Below are 22,734 nucleotides of genomic sequence, written 5' to 3' on the forward strand. Positions count from 1 at the left end.
TTCAAAGGGAATCGTTCCCAAATGAAGTTATTGAATCACTTTGTCAGCATATTTATTGGTGATCACTTCTTCGAAAGGAACACGTTCGTCCAATTCTCCGGCAGTTTCCATAATATCCTGCAGCCGGTCAAAGGATTCCTTGTTCATTTTCGGATTGTCCGGCCAGGTATCCTGATCCCTGTAACGTTTCACGACTTTGGTCAGAAACTTCTCATCGCTGTCCGGGAAAGCCGGCTTGATCACTTTTGCGATTTCTTCCGGACTGTTTTTGGCGACAAATTGCTGGCCTTTATAGATGGCACGGGTAAACCGTGTCACCAGATCCCAGTTGTTTTTTATATAACTTTTTTTTGCCGCATATGCCGTATAAGGCAGGTTTCCGGCTGCTTCCCCGACCGATGCGACCACGTAGCCTTTTCCTTCCTCTTCCAGTTTGGAGCCGACCGGCTCGAATAAAGCCACATAATCTCCGGTTCCACCGGTAAAGGCACCGGCTGTCAGATCAAACTGGATATTCGTCAGAAACTCCAGATCCTTGTTTGGTACCAATCCGTGATTTCTCAGGGCATACTCCAGTGCCATGGCGGGTACTCCGCCTTTTCTTCCGCCAATGATGGTGGTGCCGGCGAGATTTTCCCATTTAAAATCCGGCTCCGGCTGCCTGCCCACCAGGAACGACCCATCTTTCTGCGTCAGTTGGGCAAATACCACCGGATGGTCCTCCTTGCCTTCGTTATATACATAGATGGAGGCCTCCGGGCCCATAAATCCGATGTCTGCCTGGCCGGCAAGAACGGCTGTCATGGTTTTATCGGCGCCGCCTCCGTTCATCAGTTCGATTTCAATTCCTTCGTCCCCGAAGTAGCCTTTATACATGGCGACATATTGAGGAGCGTAGAAAATGGAATGCGTCACTTCCCACAGTCTTATCTTAGATGTTTTCGGCTTTGTGTTACAACCTGTCAGTACGGCCGCAGCAAGAAAAACCAATGTAAACAGAGCTGCGAACAATTTCAGGTTTCTTGATTTCATACTATCCCCCCTTGACTTATCCAAAATAATGCTTGAATCACACAGATGATTACTCTATAATATTCCTGTGGGGGAAAACTGTGAAAGCCCAAAGCGGTAAAATCCGGTTTTCAGAAATAATAGGTGACAGATTGAGAATTTTATGTTATAATCAGTAGCTGTAATGCATAACGGTTGCCAATATAGCTCAGCTGGCAGAGCAGCAGTTTCGTAAACTGCAGGTCAAGGGTTCGAATCCCTTTATTGGCTCCAATTTTATCGGGGCGTGGCGCAGCTTGGTAGCGCGCTTCGTTCGGGACGAAGAGGCCGCAGGTTCAAATCCTGTCGCCCCGACCAGAAAGACATAGCTTCCGCCAAAGGTAAGCTATGTCTTTCTCTATGTCTCAAAATTCAGAATTATAGATGCAGGCTTTAATATAATATGCAGATAAACTGGAATTGAACGAGTAGCCTTGAGTTATATTTATATTTTTGGAGGTAAAATAAGAAAGCACAACTACGTGTAGCGAAAATCCATGAAAGACTGGATTCTACTCACGGTAGAATTGTCTTCGCTTAAGCAGTTATTGCTTTGCTTTGATTCATTTGTTAGAATAAGGATCAGAAAGAGCGCCCTTTACTTTTGCTAAAAAAGGTGAGCATTATGAAATTACTTCTCGGAAACAAAATTAAAACTTTGCGTAAGGCTCGAGGCATTACGCAAGAGCAACTCGCCGATGCTATTGGTATATCTTTTCAAGCGGTGTCAAAATGGGAAAACAATATTGCCTTGCCCGATATTGCTCTTGCACCGTCTCTTGCCAGTTATTTCGGGGTGACGATGGATGAATTGTTTGAGTTCAACCTCAAGGAAATGAAGGAAAAAATTGATGTCATTTGTGCAGAAGCATATCAATATCGTGAAAAAAATCCGGAAGAAAGTCGCCGTATACTTGAAGAAGGTTTGAAACAATATCCCGATAATGACATTCTTCTTAACAATCTTCTTTATGTGATGAACTACACGAATAACCCGGATGAAACCATTACTCTCGCCAGCCGATTGATTGAGAAAACTACCGAAAACGATATCAAATACGATGCACTCCGCTTTCTAGCTTACGCTTATAACGCAAAGGGCGATACCACCTCAGCCATTGCAGCTATGAAGCAAATACCTGAGCTGTATTTCACAAAGCTCTCCGAAATGGCATTTATTTTGACAGGAAAACCAAAATACGAAGCTGCAGAAAAGCAAAAATGGATTTCCTTTGAGATATTGATTCAGATGATGTGGAAAATAGCCGAATGCTATGAAGCAGATGGTAAAGCAAGTGAGGCAATTTCCGAAACCAGGCGAGCACTTGCTCTGGTAGAGGCATTACATGAAGAGCCAAAGATTGAACGATTCCAAAGCTATATCGAATATTTTAAAAATCAGATTGAGAGGATGAAAAATAAATAGGAAATTCCAACCAAAATACACGATGCAATGTGTGTTACCGCCGATAAACTCCGTGGAATGATGAACAAAGGCGAATTTCTCAGTAAAGACATTGGAAAAATGGAGGACTGCAGAATGAATCTTAACGAAGCCATCCAAACCATGACAAACGAAATCGTATCTGTCCTCGTCGACAACACTCCGACCATTTATCTTTTCGGCTCGGTTGTGCTTGACGATTTCAGGCTCGGTTGGAGCGACATTGATATACTTGTTCTGACCGAACGTGAAATCACCGAGCAACAAGTAAACACATTGGTCGGGCTTCGGCAGAATATACTGGAACGCTACCACGGCAATCCATACTTTCGCTTGTTTGAAGGCGGTATGCTCACAGCAGATGCTTTTCTGAATGGCAAAAACGATCGAACGGTATATTGGGGAACCAGCGGTCAGCGTATAGCCAATAACTATAAGATGGACAGCTTCGGTATGGCGGAACTGCTGGACAGCGGCATCCTGCTTTATGGTGATGATATTCGCAGCAAAATGAACTATCCCACATATGCGCAAATGCGCGACGATATTGCCCGTCATGTTCAGGCAGCGCGAAAATGCGGTGTTGTTGTAGGTTGGTTGTTGGATATTGCACGAGGTATTTACACCCTGAGAACTGGTAAAATCATTGCTAAAACTGACGCCGGTGAATGGGCGTTGGAAAATGGTTTATGCCCCGATAAAGAAGCTATGCAAAAAGCTGTTCGGAATCGGAAAGAAGCACACATCGGACAAGAAAAGCGCGTTGATAATGCTGTTATTCAACGGTTTGCGAATGTTATAGATGAGGAATTTACGAATACAATCAGGCGTTTTGTGGAATCAGAACTGCAACGCATGAACACCACCTACACCACCCTCTCGTTAATCCGTAATAAAGACGGCGTTTCGGTCTGGCGAGTAATGACCGAAGCAGATAGCTATGTAGCGAAATGTTTTGACAAGCCGGAATACCGCCGCGAAATTGCCAACTATCAGCTTCTGAAATCGCTTGGCGTTCCCTCGCTGAGGGTAATCGCTCACACCGACTGCTCTCTTGTGATTGAGGATATAGAACACAGTGCCTATCGGATAGGCACTTCGGAAGATATTAACGACCCCGAAATTGCTAAACTGATTGCCCACTGGTATAAGACACTTCATGAAAACGGGCGAGAGTATGCCAATACACATACGCTTTATGACGAGTGCGACTGCCTGACCTTTGATAACATGAGAGCCATTCAAGGAAAAACCGGTACAAGTGGGTTGCCCGTTTGGCGGTTGATTGAGGAACATTTTATTCAAATCCAAACTGCCGCCATGAGTCTTCCGCGAACTCTTACCTACAATGATTTTCATTTTACCAATCTTGCTGTGGCTCAGGACGGCTCTGACGCTTTGGTGTTTGATTACAATATGCTGGGCAATGGGTATGTGTATTCCGACATCCGCAATGTGTGCGGGCATTTGGGAAACGAAGACGCAAGAAAGTCATTTCAGACTGAATACGGCTCGTTTGACGAAAAAGAAAAGCTCGTTGATGATGTGGTAAACCTTTTGAACGGTCTGCATATTGCTTGCGGGCGAAAAAATTTCCCGGATTGGGGACAAGGATTACTGGCAATGGTCAAGGATGGGAAATTGCAGACGGCAGTAGAAAAGCTGTTGGAAAGTAAAAGTGAGGTACTGGGATGAACAATAGAATTAATGACGAAATCACCGATTTCATATTTATATCCGATAAGCCACGCAAAGCAGATGTTATCCTGCTACCGGGTGGCAGCGACCCAACTATTCCTGAAAAAGCGGCTGAATTGTTTGCAGACGGCTTTGCTCTATTTATTATTCCATCCGGTGGAGCGAGTATTAAAACGGGCAAGTTCAGCGTAAGGCCGACATTTATTGCGGCGATTACCCAACAGACTGCGCTTTCTATACGGATGTATTGCTGAAAAACGGGGTTCCGCATTCCGCAATCATTGGCGAAGATAAATCAGGTTTCACTAAAGAGAATGCTGCCTTGTCCAGGAAAGCTGCTGATGAATGCGGTTTGGATGTCAGCACGGCGATCGTGGTTTGCAAATCCTTTCACGCTCGTCGATGCCTGATGTGTTATCAGTTTGCCTTCCCCGAAGCGGAAATTATGGTTGTTCCCGTGGATGTTTACGGCATCAACCGCGACAATTGGCACAATCATGACTACGGCGTAGAACGGGTGTTGGGCGAACTCGCCCGTTGCGGGAATCAGTTTTCAGAGGAGTTTAAACATGCCTGACTTATATTACCACGGAACCCTGATGCATGGTCATATGCCGTAACTCATATTGGAGACAAGCTGCGTATCATGGAAGACTGGCAGAAGAGAATGGAGGCGGCGAATAATAGCAGATGGAAATTGAATTATTGTCTACGAAATATCGAGTGAAGCGAATGGAAGAAGCCGATATACCGGAAGTGTATATGCTTTGTAAAAACAATCCATTGTATTATCAATATTGTCCGCCATTTGTAACAATTTGCAGCTTAAAAAAAGATCTGACGTCATTACCAAAGGGAAAAGCACTGAAAGATAAATATTATCTTGGTTTTTATAAAGGTGAATTGCTTATTGCGGTGATGGATTTAATATCCGGGTATCCCGATGCAAAAACCGCCTTTATAGGCTTCTTCATGATGAATCAGCAAGTACAGGGGAAGGGAATTGGGACCGCCATCATCACGGAAGCCTGCAAATACTTAAAAGAATCAGGATTTTCTTCTGTAAAGCTTGGATATATGAAGGGAAATCCTCAAAGTGAATCCTTTTGGATCAAGAATCATTTTCAAAAAACAGGTGTAGAAGCACAAACAGAAAGCCACGTAATTGTTGTGATGCAAAGACATCTCTAATCCAGGCGACTTAGCTGTTATACATTCCAATACGGGACTTGTCGTCCGGAGGCAGATGGAGCAGCTACCTCCGGCGACGAGTTTGAATAATGATCTGAACAAAGCGTTCGCCTATCTCAGCAATACATAACTTGAATGAGTCCCATGATTCCTATGATACTATTATGCTTTTGTTCAAATAGAAGCGGAAAAATTTCAACGAAGTCTGTACCGTAAAGCAAATGCGAAGATCGAATAGCCCATCCTGCGGGCAGATCTTGCAGTAAACGGGAGAAAATTGTGTCAGGCTTCCGGTGCCTGCAGATCTGCAAATGCCTATCATCTCTCCTGTGTTATTGTCCGCAAGGATCAGGTCCGCATGTCCTGCAGGGGATGAAATCAACGCTTCGAAGGCATCACAGCCTTTTAGGTCCAGTCCTTTATATACGGCAAAACTCCGAAAATCCCTGGCTTCCAGATAGGGCTTTGCGTCTTTCCTGTCTGTGAGAAACTGTACTTCACGGTAATCGTCCACATCGATGGCACTCCTCCTTTTTTGGGCATCCCTGCCGGTGATCTCTGTGCCAATTACATGAACCGTAACTTTACATCGTATATCTTCGGAAGATGCTCCAATTTGCAGGATATAATCTCCGTCCTCTACTACAAAGCATTCCGTATCCGTACACCAGAACGCCAGATCAGAAGCCCGAAAGGAAAGGTTCACACAAACGGACTGACCTTTTTTCACGAAAACACGTTGAAAAGCCTTCAGCATTTTACGGGGCCTGGGATAGACCGATTTAGGCGGGACCACATAAAGCTGTACCACTTCGTCTCCATTACAAGGGCCGATGTTTTCCACGGTTACAGAAGCGCTGATTTTCTCGTCTTCTTTGTATACCTTCTTTTCTGTTTCTGCGTTGGAGTAGTCAAACTCAGTGTAACTTTGTCCATAGCCAAAAGGATAGAGAGGATCTCCATCAAAATATAGGTAAGTGGTCCTGTTTTTCATAATATCATAATCGTTCATGGCAGGTAGATCCCGAACAGAACGGTACCATGTCGTTGGAGTCCGGCCGGCAGGATTGTTATCGCCGAAAATTGTATTTGTTGCTACCCGCCCGAGACCTGGGCCAAGATGAGTAGAGCAGAGTACTGCCTTTGCTATTCTTCGTTCCTTCTCAATGGCGAAGGGATATCCAGTAATTAAATATAACAAGGTATTCTCATTGGCATGGCATGCAGCGTCCAATAATGCACTTTGCTTTAAAGGCAGACAGATATCCGGCCGGTCGTGTTCTTCACGGGCGTTGATAAGCGGATGATTGCCCGCACAAACGATAACATAATCGGCTTCTCCAGCCAGTTTTGACGCTCTGTCCTTACCAGAGGACAAGACTTCTGTTTCAAATTGCTTTTCCAGACCGTCCCCGGGAGTTGATGCGGAAACGATATGCCCTGAATCATCGGCAATAATATCACGGTCCTGCCAGGATTTAAGATACAGAACACCATTTTCGTTCCTGGCTTTGATCAATTCCTTGACAAACCAGCCAAAGGCTTCCTCTGAGACACAATTCATACCCGGATGAATCGAAATGGCAGAAGTATTATTCGTTTTGATTCCATCCGGAGCTTTTTTCAACCCGCTGCCTTCCGTGATGTATTTTCGGGTTCTTAAGGAACGGAGGGTCCAGGATCCGAATCCCCAATCACAGCATTCAAACACCTCCGCCCTTTCGATAGGGGAATCTGCAATCAGTTCCCCATTTTCACCAGTCCGGACATATTTTCCGGTCCGTCGGGATTTGAGAATGATATGATCAAAACATTCATCCATAAGAACCCGATTTTCTCCCAGCTTTTCCCGTAATCCTTCTGTCACAGATATTTGATGCGGAGCATAGCCACAGTACCAACAGGTATAGTTTTTATTGGCAAGTGGCCCCAAAACTGCCAGTTTACATTTACCATCGTCCTTCAATGGAAGCAGGCCTCTGTTTTCCAGAAGGATCATCGATTCTTCCGCTGCCCTTACTGCCAATTGCTTATGCTTACTGCAGGCAAGGAGGGAAGGGTCCATATGAGCATATGGATTTTCCTCCGGATCGAAATCTCCAAGCATGAAACGGATCTGAAGCATGGCAGTCAAAGCCTTATCCAGGTTTTCTTCTGAAAGATATCCCCGGTTCAATGCTTCACGCACAGCTGGATCTACTATGTCACGGCTGTCCAGCATCATATCTGCTCCCACACCGAGAACGCCTGCAATCGACTCTGCATGATTTGCCCAGGTGCGGTGGGCTGACACATTTTGTGCAAAATCTCCGCCATCGCTGACCGCAAAAATCATGCCCCATTTCTTTTTGCAGATTTCTGATACATCCGGGTTATTCAGGGCTTCTACTCCATTGATCCTATTGTAAGCGGTCATCAGGCCTACTGCACCACCTTCGCGGATTGCGGGCTCAAATGCCTTGAGATAGTATTCATGCTTCAGGCGTGGCGTGATATTTGCACTGGTGGTCTGACGTTCGTTTTCGTAGTTGTTTGCATAAAAGTGTTTGAGCAGGGGAGCGGACTTCAGATATTTTGGGTCCTTTCCCGCAAGGCCCTTCGTATAGGCAACTGTCATTTTCCCGGTCAGACAGGGATCTTCTCCATAAGCTTCCTCATTGCGTCCCCAGCGGGGATCCCGTTCCATATCCACAGTTGGGCCAAATAATACCAGGGAACTGGGGCTTTCCTCCATCTGATTGCTGATGCGCACCTCATCTCCGGCCATATCTCCCAGCTTTTCCATGAGAGCATCGTCAAACATGGCAGCCATACCCCAGGGCTGGGGGAGAATAGTGGTCTCCCGCTTGTTGTCGCGCTGAACCAGCCCCCTGGCAATTTCCACACCAAAGTTCGTCTTCCTGATTCCCAGGCGGGGTACATCGTCCAGACGGGAGGTTACCATCCCAATCTTCTCTTCCCGGGTCAGATGAGATACCAGATCTTTCGCTCTTTCCTCAAAAGAAAGCGACGTCAATTGAAAACGATATAATGGTTTCATTCGAACTCCTTTCTCATGCTCATACATTTTGATCTGCCCTGGAATTAGGCAAACTGCAAACCGTAGAGGCGTTTTCGTTAGGCTCCAACTCCAGGGCAAATGCTTCCGGAGTTTCATTGCAGGCTTCCAGCTTCACTTCTTTTTTCTCGCCAGGATAAAGTTTAAAGTAGTTATCGCTGTAATGTACCCTGTCATCACTGGTTTTCAGACAGATGATCGGTACATAGCAATCCGCGGATACGTTAATAACGAGATCTTCTCCCTCATTATCTAATTTTTCCAGCTGAATATTTGCTTTTGGAAAGATATAATCCCGGTAATAAGCACGCAGACTGTCTGCCATTTCAAATCCAGTCCCTGGTGCCTTGGCGAAGAGGAATCCTTTTTTCAGATCCCCCTTCGCCTCAAAAGCAAACTGCTGCCAGGAATGCGCTTTTGCTTCCAGTCTACGAACTATAACATGAGAGGTGTTCCCATAGAAATCCATGTATCCACAGGTAATTACCAGGTCGGTATTTTCAGGCGTTTCGTTGATTACCGTAACCTGTGCATCGTATTTCCTGGCTCGTATAATGAGCTTCCTCGTTGCAAAAGCACGTTTTAAAAAATAAAAGGAGATTTTTCTGGTAAGATAATAATCAATGATCGTCCAACCGGTTTCCGGCCAGCAATCGTTGTACATCCAAATGAGGTTTCCGGAACCATAGGGCTTTTGGCGCATGGCTTCTGCCATTTCTGAATAAAGGCAACCTTGCATAACACCGCTATAAAGCAGATATGCCCTTTCATCCAGCCCTGAAAAGTTGATGAGGTGACGATTGATGGCACCATCGATACTCCTCCGCTTACGCTCAAATTCCCCGTGATGAATCCAACTTGGGTTTCGAAATGACATTTCCTGCCCATCCAGATATCGCCGTACTGTACTTTCCATCTGTGCGCCAAAAAAACCGTATTCACTGGAAAACCTGGCAGGCATCCTATCAAAGGCTTCCAGCTCATATGTATATCGAAACCGGGTCTCTTTTTTGCGACCAAGACAAGTCCAGGCATGCACGTCACCATCGTCTGTCTGATTGGCTACCGTTCCAAAATAAGGAGAGGATGGCATATAGGGAATTTGCGGGCTGTTTCTGTGAACTGCTTCCGGCTGAACATAATTAAATATTTTTTCTCCATAAAAGCGATCCGGAGCAACCAACTCCGGGAACCAGTCTGTATAGGACTCATGGATCTCATTATTACCGGTCCACACGGCCATGCAGGGATAATGAGCAAGACGTTTCGTCTGATATTCCGCTTCTCGCTGTGCTTCGAACAAAAAGCCATTATCCTGATCAGGATAAAATCCACAAGCATACATAAAATCATGCATCAATAGAATACCATTTTCTGAACAGTATTCATAAAAACAATCCGGCTCATAAGTCCCCCCGCCCCATATACGAAACATGTTGAACCCTGCTGCCCTGGCTTCGTTTACCAGAATACGGTAACTGGAATCCGGTGTTCGTAGATAAATAGAATCTGTAGGAACCCAGTTCCCTCCTTTGCAAAATATACGCACACCGTTGACCTTAATGAAAAAATTTCTCGTACCGTCCGTCCTTTTGGAATGATCAATTTCTATTGTGCGGATACCGACTTTTTTTGTTCGATCCTCATTGATGAATCCCCGGCAGATACAACGGGCATTCAACTCATAAAGACATGGATCTCCATAGCCGTTTGGCCACCAAAGACTGACATCCGGAATCTTCGTAATTTCCCGAACAAAATTCCATCCTCCCACCAAGAGTAGCTGCTTCTTTCCTGTAAGCACTGTCTTTCCATCTCTTGACAGCTCATATTCCAATACTGCCTCTTCCGAAGAAGTCATACAGGTTTTATCCAGCTCAAAATATAATTCCACCAAGGCGGTTCCGTTTTCCAACGATAAGGTATCCAACCGGGATTCCGAAATCCTGGCACCGCTGAATCCTTCGAGATAAATGGAACGCCCTATGCCGCAGGTTGGGACAGGCTGACACCAGTCCCATCCATAAGTATATTGTGGTTTGCGTACATAAATTCGTTGATTACAGATCGAATCGTTACCGCCACAGTAAAAAGAAATGGAATCCCTTGGATAATGATCTTCCATACCGGATGTGAGACGAATTATGATAGTGTTTTTTCCCATCTTTAGAAATCGCTTTACGTCTTCATAAAAGGGACAAAAAGCATTGGTGTGGTGGGCTACCGGTCTGCCGTTTAAAATAATATCTGCTTTAAAATCCAGTACTTCAATGAACAGCCGGATCACATCCTGCTGAAGCAACTCTTTTGGAACTTCGAAGTCCTTAATAAACCACTAGGACAAGTCCCTGACCCATAAACATTTTTTTGTATTCTGCCTTAAAAATGGTTCTTCAAGGATTCCATTTTCAATTAAAGGAGTGATAACATCACATGGAATCATAGCCTTCATGAAACCCGTCTTGGAAGGAAAGGCATTTGGCTCCTGATAGACAGTAAATTGCCCTTCTGGCTTTTCCAGGACTTCCATAAACCGTTCCGGACCAACATCCAAAAATTCGGCCCGAAGTTTCCATTCCCCGCCTAATGATAGTTTATACAAATGCAGATCCCCTTTTCTTATTAATGATTAATACGAATAAATGCAGGAAGCAGAAAAGAAATCATCACTTTTCTGCTTCCTACCCAGGAATAACAGGAAGCCCTTTACTTCTGGTTGACTTTATTACTCATATAGTCTTCCATTTTCTCCTTTTCTGCATTGTAAACTTTTTGAGCTTCTTCAAGAACATCCTGCAGGCCAAGCGAATCCAATGTGGCGATGTAATTGTCCCATTTCTTGATTGATTCTGTGCCAGCGATAACACCCCACATATAGCGGTTTTTTTCGTCTTCAATATCAGTCCGGCAATCGACCCATTCTGTAAGGGAAGCAGGATTCTTCCATTCTATCAGCTGAGCGGCACGATCGCGGCTATTTTCACCAGATTTTTTAAAAAGTGCTTTGGTTTCGGGCGTATTGCTGATTAACCCTTCATCTTTTCTGTTAAACAGGTTATGGAATAGATTGAGTCCTATGTTCTTTGTATTGTTTTCTTCCGATTCGGGCCCAATGACTGGCTGGTAAACACCATCCTTATCAAAGGTATAGTCTTCGCCTTCCACTCCATATCTTCTCTCAATGTAATTGTCAAGGCTGCACATATCATCATATATGGCATATAACCTTTCAGGATCAGTGGCCGCTTTCGTAATGCCAAAATAGCACCAGGCCGAGCTGGTAGCAGGATCTTCCTGCGGATTTCCGTTCTTTCCTTTTACCATATCAATGGGAACCCATTTGGCATTCGGATTGCTGTCATAGAAACTGATCATCGTCTGGGAATCCGGATTATTGTAAGCACACCAGTTGTATGTAACACCAAATCCACCATTTGCCATTTCCTCATCACGGTCGGTTGTTTGAGTAATGTTGGGAGTAATATATCCCTTATCATATAGTTTTGCGACTTCAGCTAACCATTTCTTTGTATTTCCATGGGAAGGGCCATAAATAACCTTGCCCTGATCATCTACAGAAAAGCGGTCATAATGAGTATAGTCATAGCCTTGAATCCATGGCCAGAAGGAACGGAAATCATTGCCAGCGCCGCCTAAACCATAGGTGTCTTTCTTTCCATTTCCGTCTGGGTCATCCTCCGTAAAAGCACGCATAACCTCCTCCAAATCCTGAATGGTGGTCGGTACTTTCAGATTTAGATTATCCAGCCAATCCTGGCGAATCCAAAGGCATTCGCAGGAAGGCTCAGCTACATCGCCGGGGATACGATAGATAGCGCCATCATCTTCCGTGGCATAAAATAAGGTTTTAGGGTCCATTTTGTTGTAATAGTCCCGGATATTCGTATACTTATTCAGATATTTCGAGACATCCACAAGCAAATCTGCATCTCTCCACTGCAAGAATTCATTGTCCATGCCCCACCACCACATGATATCAGGCATATCATGCCCAGCCATGAGAAGACTGACCTTGGACTGGCCATCCGTCCAACCCGGTAATACAACCAGGTTAATATTAACATTATACTTTTTTTCCAGCATTTTTTCGACCCGGCTGTCAGATTGGGTAAAGCCAGTCATGACGGCAATGGAAACATCCATAGGTTCCTTATAGGATATAGGATCCACTTTCTTATTGGATGAGACAGTATCATTGCTTTTGGATTCTGTATCAGATACTTTCCCATTTCCTGTTTTCGAAGACGACTTGCTTTGGGGAGAACCTTTCCTGTCTCCATTGCAGCTTGCAAATAAACTGCAAAGTACAGTTACCAACAGGATACTAAGCGTTTTATTCCAGCAACTTTTCATACTGATTTTCCTCCTTTATTATAATTGTTTTATTATTTTGGATTGCCTGCTTTTCAGCATATGACACCAAATTTCTTAGACTGACTTATCCATAAACTGCAGCCTGTTATCCCTTTACACTGCCGATCATGACACCTTTGACAAAGTACTTTTGTGCAAATGGATATACTATCAGGATAGGAATCGTAGCTACAGCGATGGAAGCTGCTTTGATTGTTTCAGCGTTCGTATTGGATTGCGCCCGCACGTTTACGCCAGACGCCTGCATAGCCTGCTGGGTATTCGTCAGCATATTACGGAGCACTGCCTGCATTGACCATTTATCCGTGCTTTTAATATAGAGAACTGTTGAAAAATAGTCATTCCAATACATCACCGCTGTAAACAAGGCAATCGTCGCAATAGTAGCTTTGGATAGCGGGATGATAATTCGAAAGAAAATATGGACATCATTGGCACCGTCAATTCTTGCGGATTCTTCCAGACTGTCTGGAATAGACTGAAAAAAGCTTTTCATAATAATACAGTTATATGCACTCATCAGAAGAGGAAGAATCAAAGACCAACGACTGTCATAAAGATTTAGATTTCGGATAAGCAAATAATTAGGAATCATCCCTGCATTAAAAATCATGGTAAACAAAATAATCATCATCAATATCTTCCTGCCGCGAAGTCTGGGCTTACTGAGAGGATATGCCGTCATGGCGGTCAGCAATGTCCCGAGCACAGTGCCAACAACAGTGACGAGTAATGTAGTACTGAAACCTGTGTAGATATCAGGATTCTTGAATACGGAATGATAGGTATCCAAATTGAATCCTTTTGGCCATAAGAAAGCCCCGCCTTTCAGTGCTTCTTCCATGCTGCTTAAGGATAGCATCACCACATGCCAAAAAGGATAAATCATTATGAGGCACAGCACTGTAAAGAAAATATAATTGAATACTGCAAATGCCTTTTCACTGGGTGAGGGTTGTATACTGTTCGTTCTTTTAACGATATCCGTCGTTTCTCTTTTTACCATACCTATTTTCCCTCCTTACCAAATACCCTCGTTACCGGATTTTTTCGCAGTGTAATTTACACTGACGATCATAATCAATGCAGCAACAGACTTGAACATTCCTGCTGCGGTGGTAAAGGAATAGTCTGTTTTCTGAATGCCCATACGATAAACATAAGTGTCAATAATGTCAGAAACGTCATAAACCAATGCTGAATAAAGCATGAAGATTTGATCAAAACCAGCATTGAGAATATTGTTGCAATTCATAATCAGCATGATAATTACGGTAGGCATAATAGCTGGAATGGTAATGCGAAGGAGCTGTTGAAACCGCCCTGCGCCATCTATATAAGCTGCTTCGTATAGTTGAGTATCCACTCCGGAAAGAGCTGCAAAATAAATAATTGTTCCCCATCCCATATTCTTGTATACATCAGTTATGACCAACATAGGAACAAAAGCGACTTTACTGGTAAGCACCTGCATATTTCGACCAGTAATTTTTTTGATAAGGTGGGTGATCACTCCGGTGGAAGGATCCAGGAAATTCATGATGATTCCGGCCAATACAACCCATGAAACAAAATACGGTAAATAAAGCAGGGTTTGGGAAATTTTTTTGAAATGCAGACTTCTCATTTCATTCATCATCAAAGCCAGTATAATTGGAATTGGAAACCCAATTAACATTTTCCATAGACTGATGGAAATAGTGTTTCTTAATACTTTGAGGAAGGAAGGTTTGGAAAATAATTTCCTAAACTGGTCGAAACCTACCCATGTACTTTTTTCAGGAGCAAACGGATTATAGTCCATAAACGCAATCCGCAGATCGATCATGGGTATGTACTTAAAAATAAGAAAGAATGATATACCCGGAAGTAAAAGAAGGTATAGCCACTTGTCCCGGATAACGTCCCGAATGAACTTTTTTTGCCTTAGTGGGCGGGGGAGAATCCTTTGCTTTTTTTTCACAAGCGCATTCATCGTATCAAAACCTCCTATATATTTATTAAAATTCTTTCATTCCACATTTCATGATTTTTCTGCTTTTTTATCTCACCTGAGTTTATATTAAGAATCTTCTTCTAATGGAATCACATATAATGCATTGCGTAATATCCATATGCGGCCTGTCTCCAGGCTGCATATGGATCCAGACAGGAATTACGACAAAAGCACGACAGCTTCCGCCGCTTCCTTGTCAATCGGCGCTGTCCCGGTCTGTCCCTTCCGGGACACCCGGACCGTGCCGCCTGGACATTTGCCTTCGAAACGGACCATAACCCTGTTGCCGTCTGAGTTTGCGTGTACGGTGCACATATAATCCCCTCTGCTGTCATACAGGTTGGCCCTTGCATCCGCTTCCGGTTCGTAGATATGAAAGAGCATGGGAGTGGAACAGTCATACGTGGTACCTTTGTCCGCTTCCGATTCCTCCAGCATGGCAAGAATACTGTTTGGCCGGACCCACAGGGGAAGGCTGAAATAATCGTAGGTTCTCCTGATATAACGTCCACCGCGGATCGTCTCGTTGGTCAGCAGATGAGTGAATCTTCCTTCCGGCAGATATACTTCCGAAGAACCGCTTTGGTTGAAAATCGGTGCTACAACAATGCTTTCTCCCAGCATATACTGCCTTTCCAGATAAGCGCACGCTGTATCGTCCGTGTATTCCATCACCATGGGCCGCATAACCGGGATGCCGGTTTGGGAAGTTTCACATGCTGCGCTGTAGATATAAGGCATAAGCTTCATTTTTAAGTTTACGAAATACCTCAATACATCGACGGATTCTTCGTCAAACAGCCAGGGCACGCGATAGGACGAACTGCCGTGCAGCCGGGAATGGGTGGACAATAATCCGAACGCCACCCAACGCTTGTACAGGTCTGCCGTGGCGGTGTTTTCAAAGCCGCCGATATCATGGCTCCAGTAGCCGAAGCCTCCCAGGACCAGGGACAACCCTCCGCGAAGACATTCCGCCATGGATTCGTAGGTGGCTTCGCAGTCCCCGCTCCAATGAACCGGATACTTCTGGGAACCTGCCGTTGCACTTCTTGCGAACAATACGGCTTCCTGCGGTCCCCTGCATTCCTGCAGAAGTTCAAAGACGGCCTTGTTGTAAAGATAAGTATAGTAATTATGCATTTTAGCGGGATCGGAATGGTCACTGTAGCACACGTCCAGCGGGATTCTTTCGCCGAAGTCTGTTTTGAAACAGTCCACCCCCTGCTGAAGAAGCTTCCGGAGATATCCCTTATACCAGCTTACAGCATCGGGATTTGTAAAATCCACAATCGCCATTCCCGGCTGCCACATATCCCATTGCCAGACACTTCCATCCGCCTTTTTCAGCAGATATCCGTTCTCTTTTCCCTCCTGGAACAACGGAGACTTCTGGCCGATATACGGATTGATCCAGACGCATATTTTCAGCCCCCTTTCCTTTAAACGGGCAAGCATGGATTCGGCATGGGGGAACTTATCCGGGTCCCAGCGAAAATTGCACCATTCGTATTCCTTCATCCAGAAACAGTCAAAATGAAAGACGGAAATCGGGATACCGCGTTTTTCCATGCCATCGAGGAAATGGGTGACAGTTTCTTCGTTATAGTCAGTGGTAAAGGAGGTGGACAGCCACAGGCCGAAGCTCCATGCGGGAGGAAGCGCAGGCTTTCCGGTCATATCCGTATAGTTGATCAGGACCTGCTTCAGGCTGTCTCCGGCGATCATGAAGTAATTCAGCTCTTCGCCGCCTACGCTGAACTGGGTTTTTGAGACCGATTCCGATCCGATTTCCAACGAGATTTTTCCGGTGTGGCGGATAAAAACCCCATATTTTCTGTTGGAAACGTAAAAAGGGATGTTCTTATATGCCTGTTCGGAGGAAGTGCCTCCATCTGCGTTCCAGATGTCCACCGACTGGCCGTTTTTCACGAAATTGGAAAAGCGTTCCCCCAGGCCATACAGGCATTCGCTGACGGACAGGTTCAGGCGCTCCCGGATATAGGGCTTCTGATCCACCGTCAGATAAGCGAGTTGTTTGGTATCGGACAGGGTGAGGAGATTTTCACCGTAAAAATAGCAGATACGGAAAGGATCCTTTTCCACCTGGGCGGTCAGGCTGCCGGAAGTGATGGTCAGCTTCTTTTTATCCTGGACAACTGTCAGATGCAGATCTTCTGCATGGAGCTCGAATTCCGGCCCGCGTTTCATCGTGCCCCTGAAGTGATACGCCTTTATGCCAAGCACATCAATATGTGGGGAAGTAAATTCAATGGTCAGCAGCGGGCCGGTGAGAGTCTGCCCCCTGTGGGATATTTTTGCCGGGGAAACATACACAATTACGCGATTTTGCATAATGGCCACATCCGTAACCGCAGCTGCGCCATAACATTTTACGTTGTCTTTTAAGAGCCAGTGTCCATTGGTGAATTTCAACGAAAGACCTCCCTGAAAATTTTATCATATTACTGATTATAAGTTTGCCCGGATGGAGATATTCTGTTGTTCCCGTTCCAATGGTATCGCCTGCCACATGAATATGCTTGCATTATTCCAATGTATTGTTGCACTATTGCAATATTTTTTATACAATACATACAGAAAGCAGTTGATTTATAAACAAACCGGTCAGGAAACAATATGCTCAGGAAACAACGGATGTATTGTCTTAAGGGATAAAGAGACAGGAGTTGATTTTATCTATGGTTGACAGGACGATGCGCGAAATGAGGACTCATGGGGGCAGGGACTTTCCCATAGCCACATATGACTGGTACGGTCCGGATATCAGCGGAATGGTTTTGGAATGCCACTGGCATGACGAATGGGAGTTTTTTGCCATTTATGAGGGATGTACTGTCTTCTCGGTCAACGGGGAAAAGAAGCTGATGAAGGAAAACAATGTGATTTTTGTCCCCGGAAACAGTCTGCATACGGCCGTACCCTACAGGGACAGCAAATGCCGATACCGAAGCATTGTTTTTTCAATGCCTTTTCTTCAGGGACTGCTGGACGATGTTGTGCAGACAAAGTATATGGAGCCGTTATGCGCCAATCAGATGGGAGCCGGGATATTTCTGCCGGACAGTCCTCCGCCGGGGATGTGGCAGGGAGACCGGATTTATCCCTTGTTTCAGAAAACCTATCATACTTTGTGTAATCCGACCGGCCCCTATGAACTCCTCGCAAAGTCCTGTCTGTATGAACTGCTTGCTTATGTGGTGCTTTCAACAGATGCCGTCCGAAGGCCAAAACATGGCCAGGGCGCGGCCGGAGCGGCCCAAAGTGTGAAAAAGGCAATTATCTATATGAATGAAAATCTGTCGGATCCTATCACTGTGCCACAGCTTGCCGCCATGGCAAACATGAGTACGGGATATTTTGGAAAATCGTTCCGGCAGATGACATCTTATTCCCCGATTGAATACCTGGTGAATCTGCGATTGTCCAAAGCTTCCTGTCAGCTGTTGCATACCGATAAACAGATTCTGCAGATCGCCCTGGACGTTGGCTTCAATAACATCGGGTATTTCAATCGTTCCTTCAGGAAAAAGTATGGCTGTCCGCCCAATCGGTATCGAAAATGCATGGGAACCCAAAATGGAATGCATTTGTCAGGGCAAATTATTTGACGAACTGTTCAAAAGACGATAGAATAATTTAGTATAAGTGAATCAATGTGGAGGGGGGAGTGGGTACCGTGATCAAGGTGGTCGTAGCGGATGACGAAGAGAAGGTCTGTCAGCTGATCTGTAACCTGGTGGACTGGCCGGCATTTGATATGCAGATTGTCGGCACAGCTCACAACGGCCTGGAAGCTTTGGAGTTGGTGGAACGCCTTTTGCCGGATCTGATGGTTACCGATATTCGTATGCCCGGCTGCGACGGGCTGGACCTGATCCGCCGTGCAAAACAGCTGTACGACCGGCTGGAATTTATTATTATAAGCGGATACGGACACTTTGAATATGCGCAGACCGCCATTAAATACGGGGTGGGGGAGTATCTGCTCAAGCCTGTAAAGCAGGAGGAACTGGCTTCTTCCCTGAAAAAAATGCAGGATCATTATCGGCGCCGGACCGAGCAGCTTACGCAGGAGGAACAGCTGAAGCTGCGCCTGCAAAGTGACCGGGACAGACTGCGTTCCGGTCTGTTTACTGACCTGTTGCTGAGCAGGAATACGGATCCCCGGGCACTTCAGCTGGAACGGATCAATCAAAATTATCATTATGCATTGCGTCCCGGCTGCTATGAAACAGTGGCTGTCAAGGCGGACGGAAGTTGCGGCAGGCTTACCCCGGAGGCAATTGAGGTACTGGGGGAAAAGGTCCTTCATATCTTACGCACCCTGTTGAGTCCGTTTTGTATGGAATCCGAATTTTACTATCAGGGTACCAGGGCATGGGGTATCCTGAATTATCTTCCGGAAAAACGTCAGACGGTGCGCCGTCAGTTCAAGGCGGCATTGGATGAAATGACAGCACGCATGGATCTGTTTCCCGGACAGTTTTCCATTGGTTTGGGGAAAGTGGTGGAGACCACCGGGGGGCTGGCTCAGTCCATGGACAGTGCCTGCCATGCGCTGGATGAGCGGCTGGTGGAGGGAGTGGGCAAACTGCTGTATGCACCGCCCGAAGACCATCCATTCCTGCGTCATCGTTCTCTTTTGGCGCGTACGGTTCATGAGATGGAGGAAGGACTGGAGATCATGGATCCCCGATCGGTGGTGGACGCAGTCCGCCGGATGGGGGAAAGGCTTTTCAACTGCGGATCAACGACGGGTGGAGATGTTTTGTATCTGGCAAACGAAGTTTGCAGTTCCTATGTTCTGTTTCTTCGGGGCCTTCCCTGTGAATTGCCCGATACCGACGGTTTTGTGAACGATTTTCAGGTCCGTACGGAGGATTGTGCATCGGCCCGTGCTGTCTGGGAGGAACTCTGTACAGCCATCCGGTCTTCCATGGAGGAACTGATCTCCCTCCGACAGCAGGGAAATATCCGGCCGATCCGTATGGCAAGGCAGTACATCCGGGAACATGCCTCCGAACCGCTTACCCTGGAAGAGGTCAGCGGTGTGGCAGGTTTCAATCCCTCCTATTTCAGCACGCTTTTCAAAAAGGAAACCGGACAGAACTTTGTGGAATATTTGTCCCAGGTCCGGATGGACCGGGCAAAGGAACTGCTGAAGGAAAGCAATCTGTCCATCGCAAAAATATGTGAACAGGTCGGCTATGCAGATCTGAAACATTTCACCAAAAATTTCAGGAAGAATACCGGCATCCGACCCAGTGAATTTCGCAAGCTTTATTCCTGACGGAGGGGATGGGATGAAACAAAAATGGAAGTTTTTATCGGAACGTGTGCGTTGGGTGATCCTTCTTCTTCTTGGGTTTGGAGCTGTCCTGTTGTTTGCCCTGGCAGTCAGCTGTCTTTATCTGCACCGAATGCTGTTTTTCCTGCTGCCTGCTGCAGCTCTGTATATTTTGCTGATTGTTTTGATCCGGAAGGAGCTGGAGCACCCGTTTCAGGAAACCGAAAAAATGATGGAGCTGTTTACGGAAGGGTATACCCTGCAGGGTGTTTCCAGTCAGGATCATCCTGCCAGTGCCGCAACGGAGGCGGCTTTTGACAAGCTTAAGGAGCTTCTGTCCACCAACGACATGATCCATGCGACCAAAAGGCAAGCACAGTACATCGCACTGCAGAATCAGATCAATCCACATTTCCTGTATAACACCCTGGAGGGAATCCGGGGGGAAGCCATTGCCGCCGGATTGAGTACGGTAGCCAAAATGACCGAGGCTCTGGCTACATTTTTCCGCTATACCATTTCCAATCTAGAGAATCTGGTAACCCTGGAAGATGAACTCGGCAATATTGAAAATTACTTTCTCATCCAGCAGTATCGTTTTGGAGAACGGCTGCAAATGCAGGTGGTCTGCGGGGAAGAAGACTATGCTGCGCTGATCCGCTGCCGTATTCCAAAGCTGACGTTACAGCCCATTGTAGAAAATTCCATAGTGCATGGAGTGGAGCAAAAAATGGGCAGGGGAAATTTGCGCATCAAGCTGGAAGGAACCGAAAAGCGCCTGATTATTACCGTATCGGATAACGGAGTGGGCATGGAAAAGGAAGTGCTTGCAGGGTTGAACCGTCAGCTGGCTACAAAACGATTTCAGTATGTGAATGCGGATAACGGCCGTGAAGGCGGCATTGCCCTGGTGAATGTAAATAACCGGATTCAACTGCTGTTTGGGGAACAGTATGGACTTTGCGTTTACAGTACGCCCGGAGTGGGCACGGACGTGGAAATCACTTTGCCGCGTACCACCCGCAGTGTGAAGGTGACGGGATGAAACAGGAAGTATTGCGGATGGATCGTGTCACACGCATTGTGGACGGGGTAACCCGTCTCAATCGGTTCAGCATGCATATCTTTCAAGGTGAAATCATGGGGATGCTTCCCATGAATGATCAGGGAAAGGACGAGCTGGTGCTTCTTCTGCAGAAAAATCTGCCGCTGCATTACGGATTTGTCTATCTGGAGGAAAAGCTGGTAAACAGTTATCAAAAAAGTCCCATGACCGAAAACGCGATTTCGGTGATTGACCGGCAGAATCGTTTGATTGATGATCTGACGGTGGCGGACAATATTTTTGTTCTGCGCCGGGGGTTCAAAAAATATTGGATCCGCCCGCGGATATTGCAGGATCAGCTGGAACGGTGCACCCGGGAGATTGGAGTATCGATTCCGGCGGATGCGCTGGTAAAAGACCTGCCTGTCTATGAGCGGTGTGTGGCGGAGCTTCTGCGTGCGGTTCTTGCAGGAATGAAGCTGGTGGTGGTGCGTGATATCAGCAACATTTTATCAGAGTCTGATTTGAAACATTTTCATAAACTCATGCATCATTGTACCCGAAAAGGTTTCTCCTTTCTCTATATCTGTGCCCATCATGAAGAAGCCTTTCCCTTCTGCGACCGCATCTCCGTCATGGAGGAAGGAAGTGTCGTTCTTACAATGGATCAGCCGTTTTCCAGCGATGAGGCGATCTGGTACCGTGCACTGGATTTCCGGCGGCCGGCTGTCCCCGTTTCCCGGCCGGTTTCCATGCCGGTTCTTTGCATGGATCGGGTGTGCACCGATGCAATCCATTCCCTGAGTTTTTCTGTCTGGCCGGGGGAATGCGTTGTGATTCTGGATCGGAGCAACACCATTCTGGGTGACATCATGTCTCTTATGAATCGGGAAAGCAAGCCGAAAAAAGGAAACATCCTGGTGAATGGCGCTCCCTGCGGACCACATCTCCGCCCTGAGCCGGGACAGGAACTGGGATTTATCCCGGAGGATCCGGTCCATGCCATGCTTTTTCCGGGAATGAGCGTACTGGATAACCTTTGTATTTCAGTCGATCAGCGCATTCCGCGGATCTGGCTGGATCCTGGAATCCGGCGCAGTATCAGGGAGGAGTATTCGGCGTATCTGCGGTCCGCTCTCGCGGAACAGGATGTTCGTGCATTGTCCCATCGGGAACAGTATGACCTGATATACTACCGGATGCATCTGTATCATCCCAAAGCTGTTTTCTGCATGCAGCCTTTTCTGGGAGCAGATATGTATCTTCGTCATCACATTATCACTCTTCTGGAGATGCTGCGAAAGCGCAGGATATCCACGATACTGCTGTCGGTGAATATATCGGACAGCCTTTCCATAGCCGATCGGCTTCTGATTGTGGAAAATGGCCGTTTGATCCGGGAATATGCCCGGGATGATTTCCATACTCTTAGTCCGCAGGAAGGGTACGATCCTCACCGGACCAGGTAAGCCGCTGAGCAGGAGCCGCAAGGATCGGCAAAGTACGATTGGCCAAAGTCCTGAAAAAAACCCCCATTCGACCAAAA

16 protein-coding genes and 2 tRNA genes are annotated in these 22,734 nt (G+C 46.1%); 11 read left to right on the top strand and 7 right to left on the bottom strand.

Annotated features, from left to right (window positions below; genetic code table 11):
* Positions 1-27: 27 nt before the first annotated feature.
* Entirely contained in the window at positions 28-1,032 is a 1,005-nt protein-coding gene (locus QBE55_09210) for an ABC transporter substrate-binding protein (GenBank protein ID WZL77733.1), read from the bottom strand.
* Positions 1,033-1,208: 176 nt separating this feature from the next.
* On the opposite strand from QBE55_09210, the gene QBE55_09215 reads away from it, so the two are divergent.
* From QBE55_09215 to QBE55_09245, 7 genes are all read left to right on the top strand, one after another.
* Positions 1,209-1,284 (top strand) — tRNA-Thr (locus QBE55_09215).
* A 7-nt stretch (positions 1,285-1,291) separates the two neighbouring features.
* A tRNA-Pro gene (locus QBE55_09220) sits at positions 1,292-1,368 on the top strand.
* 307 nt (positions 1,369-1,675) lie between these two features.
* On the top strand, positions 1,676-2,476 hold the full coding sequence (locus tag QBE55_09225) for a helix-turn-helix domain-containing protein (protein ID WZL77734.1): 801 nt from the start codon (positions 1,676-1,678) through the stop codon (positions 2,474-2,476).
* A gap of 114 nt (positions 2,477-2,590) precedes the next feature.
* Positions 2,591-4,189, top strand: coding sequence for a DUF4111 domain-containing protein (locus tag QBE55_09230; GenBank protein WZL77735.1), 1,599 nt, complete (start codon positions 2,591-2,593; stop codon positions 4,187-4,189).
* Positions 4,186-4,446: a hypothetical protein gene (locus QBE55_09235; protein WZL77736.1), complete on the top strand. Its 261-nt coding sequence runs from the start codon at positions 4,186-4,188 to the stop codon at positions 4,444-4,446. Before QBE55_09230 ends, QBE55_09235 begins: the two co-directional genes overlap by 4 nt.
* Positions 4,440-4,769: a YdcF family protein gene (locus QBE55_09240; GenBank protein WZL77737.1), complete on the top strand. Its 330-nt coding sequence runs from the start codon at positions 4,440-4,442 to the stop codon at positions 4,767-4,769. Before QBE55_09235 ends, QBE55_09240 begins: the two co-directional genes overlap by 7 nt.
* A gap of 113 nt (positions 4,770-4,882) precedes the next feature.
* Positions 4,883-5,383, top strand: coding sequence for a GNAT family N-acetyltransferase (locus QBE55_09245; GenBank protein ID WZL77738.1), 501 nt, complete (start codon positions 4,883-4,885; stop codon positions 5,381-5,383).
* A 151-nt stretch (positions 5,384-5,534) separates the two neighbouring features.
* Here the strand turns inward: QBE55_09245 and QBE55_09250 are convergent, their stop codons facing one another.
* From QBE55_09250 to yicI, 6 genes are all read right to left on the bottom strand, one after another.
* The gene (locus QBE55_09250; protein WZL77739.1) at positions 5,535-8,423 is read right to left on the bottom strand and encodes a glycoside hydrolase family 3 C-terminal domain-containing protein; all 2,889 of its coding nucleotides are present in this window, start codon (positions 8,421-8,423) and stop codon (positions 5,535-5,537) included.
* Positions 8,424-8,442: 19 nt separating this feature from the next.
* On the bottom strand, positions 8,443-10,743 hold the full coding sequence (locus tag QBE55_09255; GenBank protein ID WZL77740.1) for a hypothetical protein: 2,301 nt from the start codon (positions 10,741-10,743) through the stop codon (positions 8,443-8,445).
* A gap of 404 nt (positions 10,744-11,147) precedes the next feature.
* Entirely contained in the window at positions 11,148-12,605 is a 1,458-nt protein-coding gene (locus tag QBE55_09260) for an extracellular solute-binding protein (GenBank protein WZL77741.1), read from the bottom strand.
* A 316-nt stretch (positions 12,606-12,921) separates the two neighbouring features.
* The gene (locus QBE55_09265; protein WZL77742.1) at positions 12,922-13,842 is read right to left on the bottom strand and encodes a carbohydrate ABC transporter permease; all 921 of its coding nucleotides are present in this window, start codon (positions 13,840-13,842) and stop codon (positions 12,922-12,924) included.
* 15 nt (positions 13,843-13,857) lie between these two features.
* On the bottom strand, positions 13,858-14,811 hold the full coding sequence (locus tag QBE55_09270; protein ID WZL77743.1) for an ABC transporter permease subunit: 954 nt from the start codon (positions 14,809-14,811) through the stop codon (positions 13,858-13,860).
* 180 nt (positions 14,812-14,991) lie between these two features.
* A complete protein-coding gene (gene yicI / locus QBE55_09275) occupies positions 14,992-17,268 on the bottom strand; it encodes an alpha-xylosidase (GenBank protein ID WZL77744.1) in 2,277 nt (758 codons plus the stop codon).
* Positions 17,269-17,534: 266 nt separating this feature from the next.
* On the opposite strand from yicI, the gene QBE55_09280 reads away from it, so the two are divergent.
* Genes QBE55_09280 through QBE55_09295 form a run of 4 tightly spaced genes read left to right on the top strand, consistent with a single transcriptional unit; the run spans position 17,535 to position 22,657 of the window.
* Entirely contained in the window at positions 17,535-18,464 is a 930-nt protein-coding gene (locus QBE55_09280) for an AraC family transcriptional regulator (protein WZL77745.1), read from the top strand.
* A gap of 59 nt (positions 18,465-18,523) precedes the next feature.
* The gene (locus tag QBE55_09285) at positions 18,524-20,146 is read left to right on the top strand and encodes a response regulator (GenBank protein ID WZL77746.1); all 1,623 of its coding nucleotides are present in this window, start codon (positions 18,524-18,526) and stop codon (positions 20,144-20,146) included.
* Positions 20,147-20,159: 13 nt separating this feature from the next.
* Positions 20,160-21,188 carry a sensor histidine kinase gene (locus QBE55_09290; GenBank protein ID WZL77747.1) on the top strand — a complete coding sequence of 343 codons (1,029 nt, stop codon included), beginning with the start codon at positions 20,160-20,162 and terminating at the stop codon, positions 21,186-21,188.
* A 17-nt stretch (positions 21,189-21,205) separates the two neighbouring features.
* Positions 21,206-22,657, top strand: coding sequence for a sugar ABC transporter ATP-binding protein (locus QBE55_09295; protein WZL77748.1), 1,452 nt, complete (start codon positions 21,206-21,208; stop codon positions 22,655-22,657).
* Positions 22,658-22,734: the final 77 nt, after the last annotated feature.

The sequence above is a fragment of the Eubacteriales bacterium mix99 genome (assembly GCA_038396605.1).
GTDB lineage: Bacteria > Bacillota > Clostridia > Caldicoprobacterales > DTU083 > UBA4874.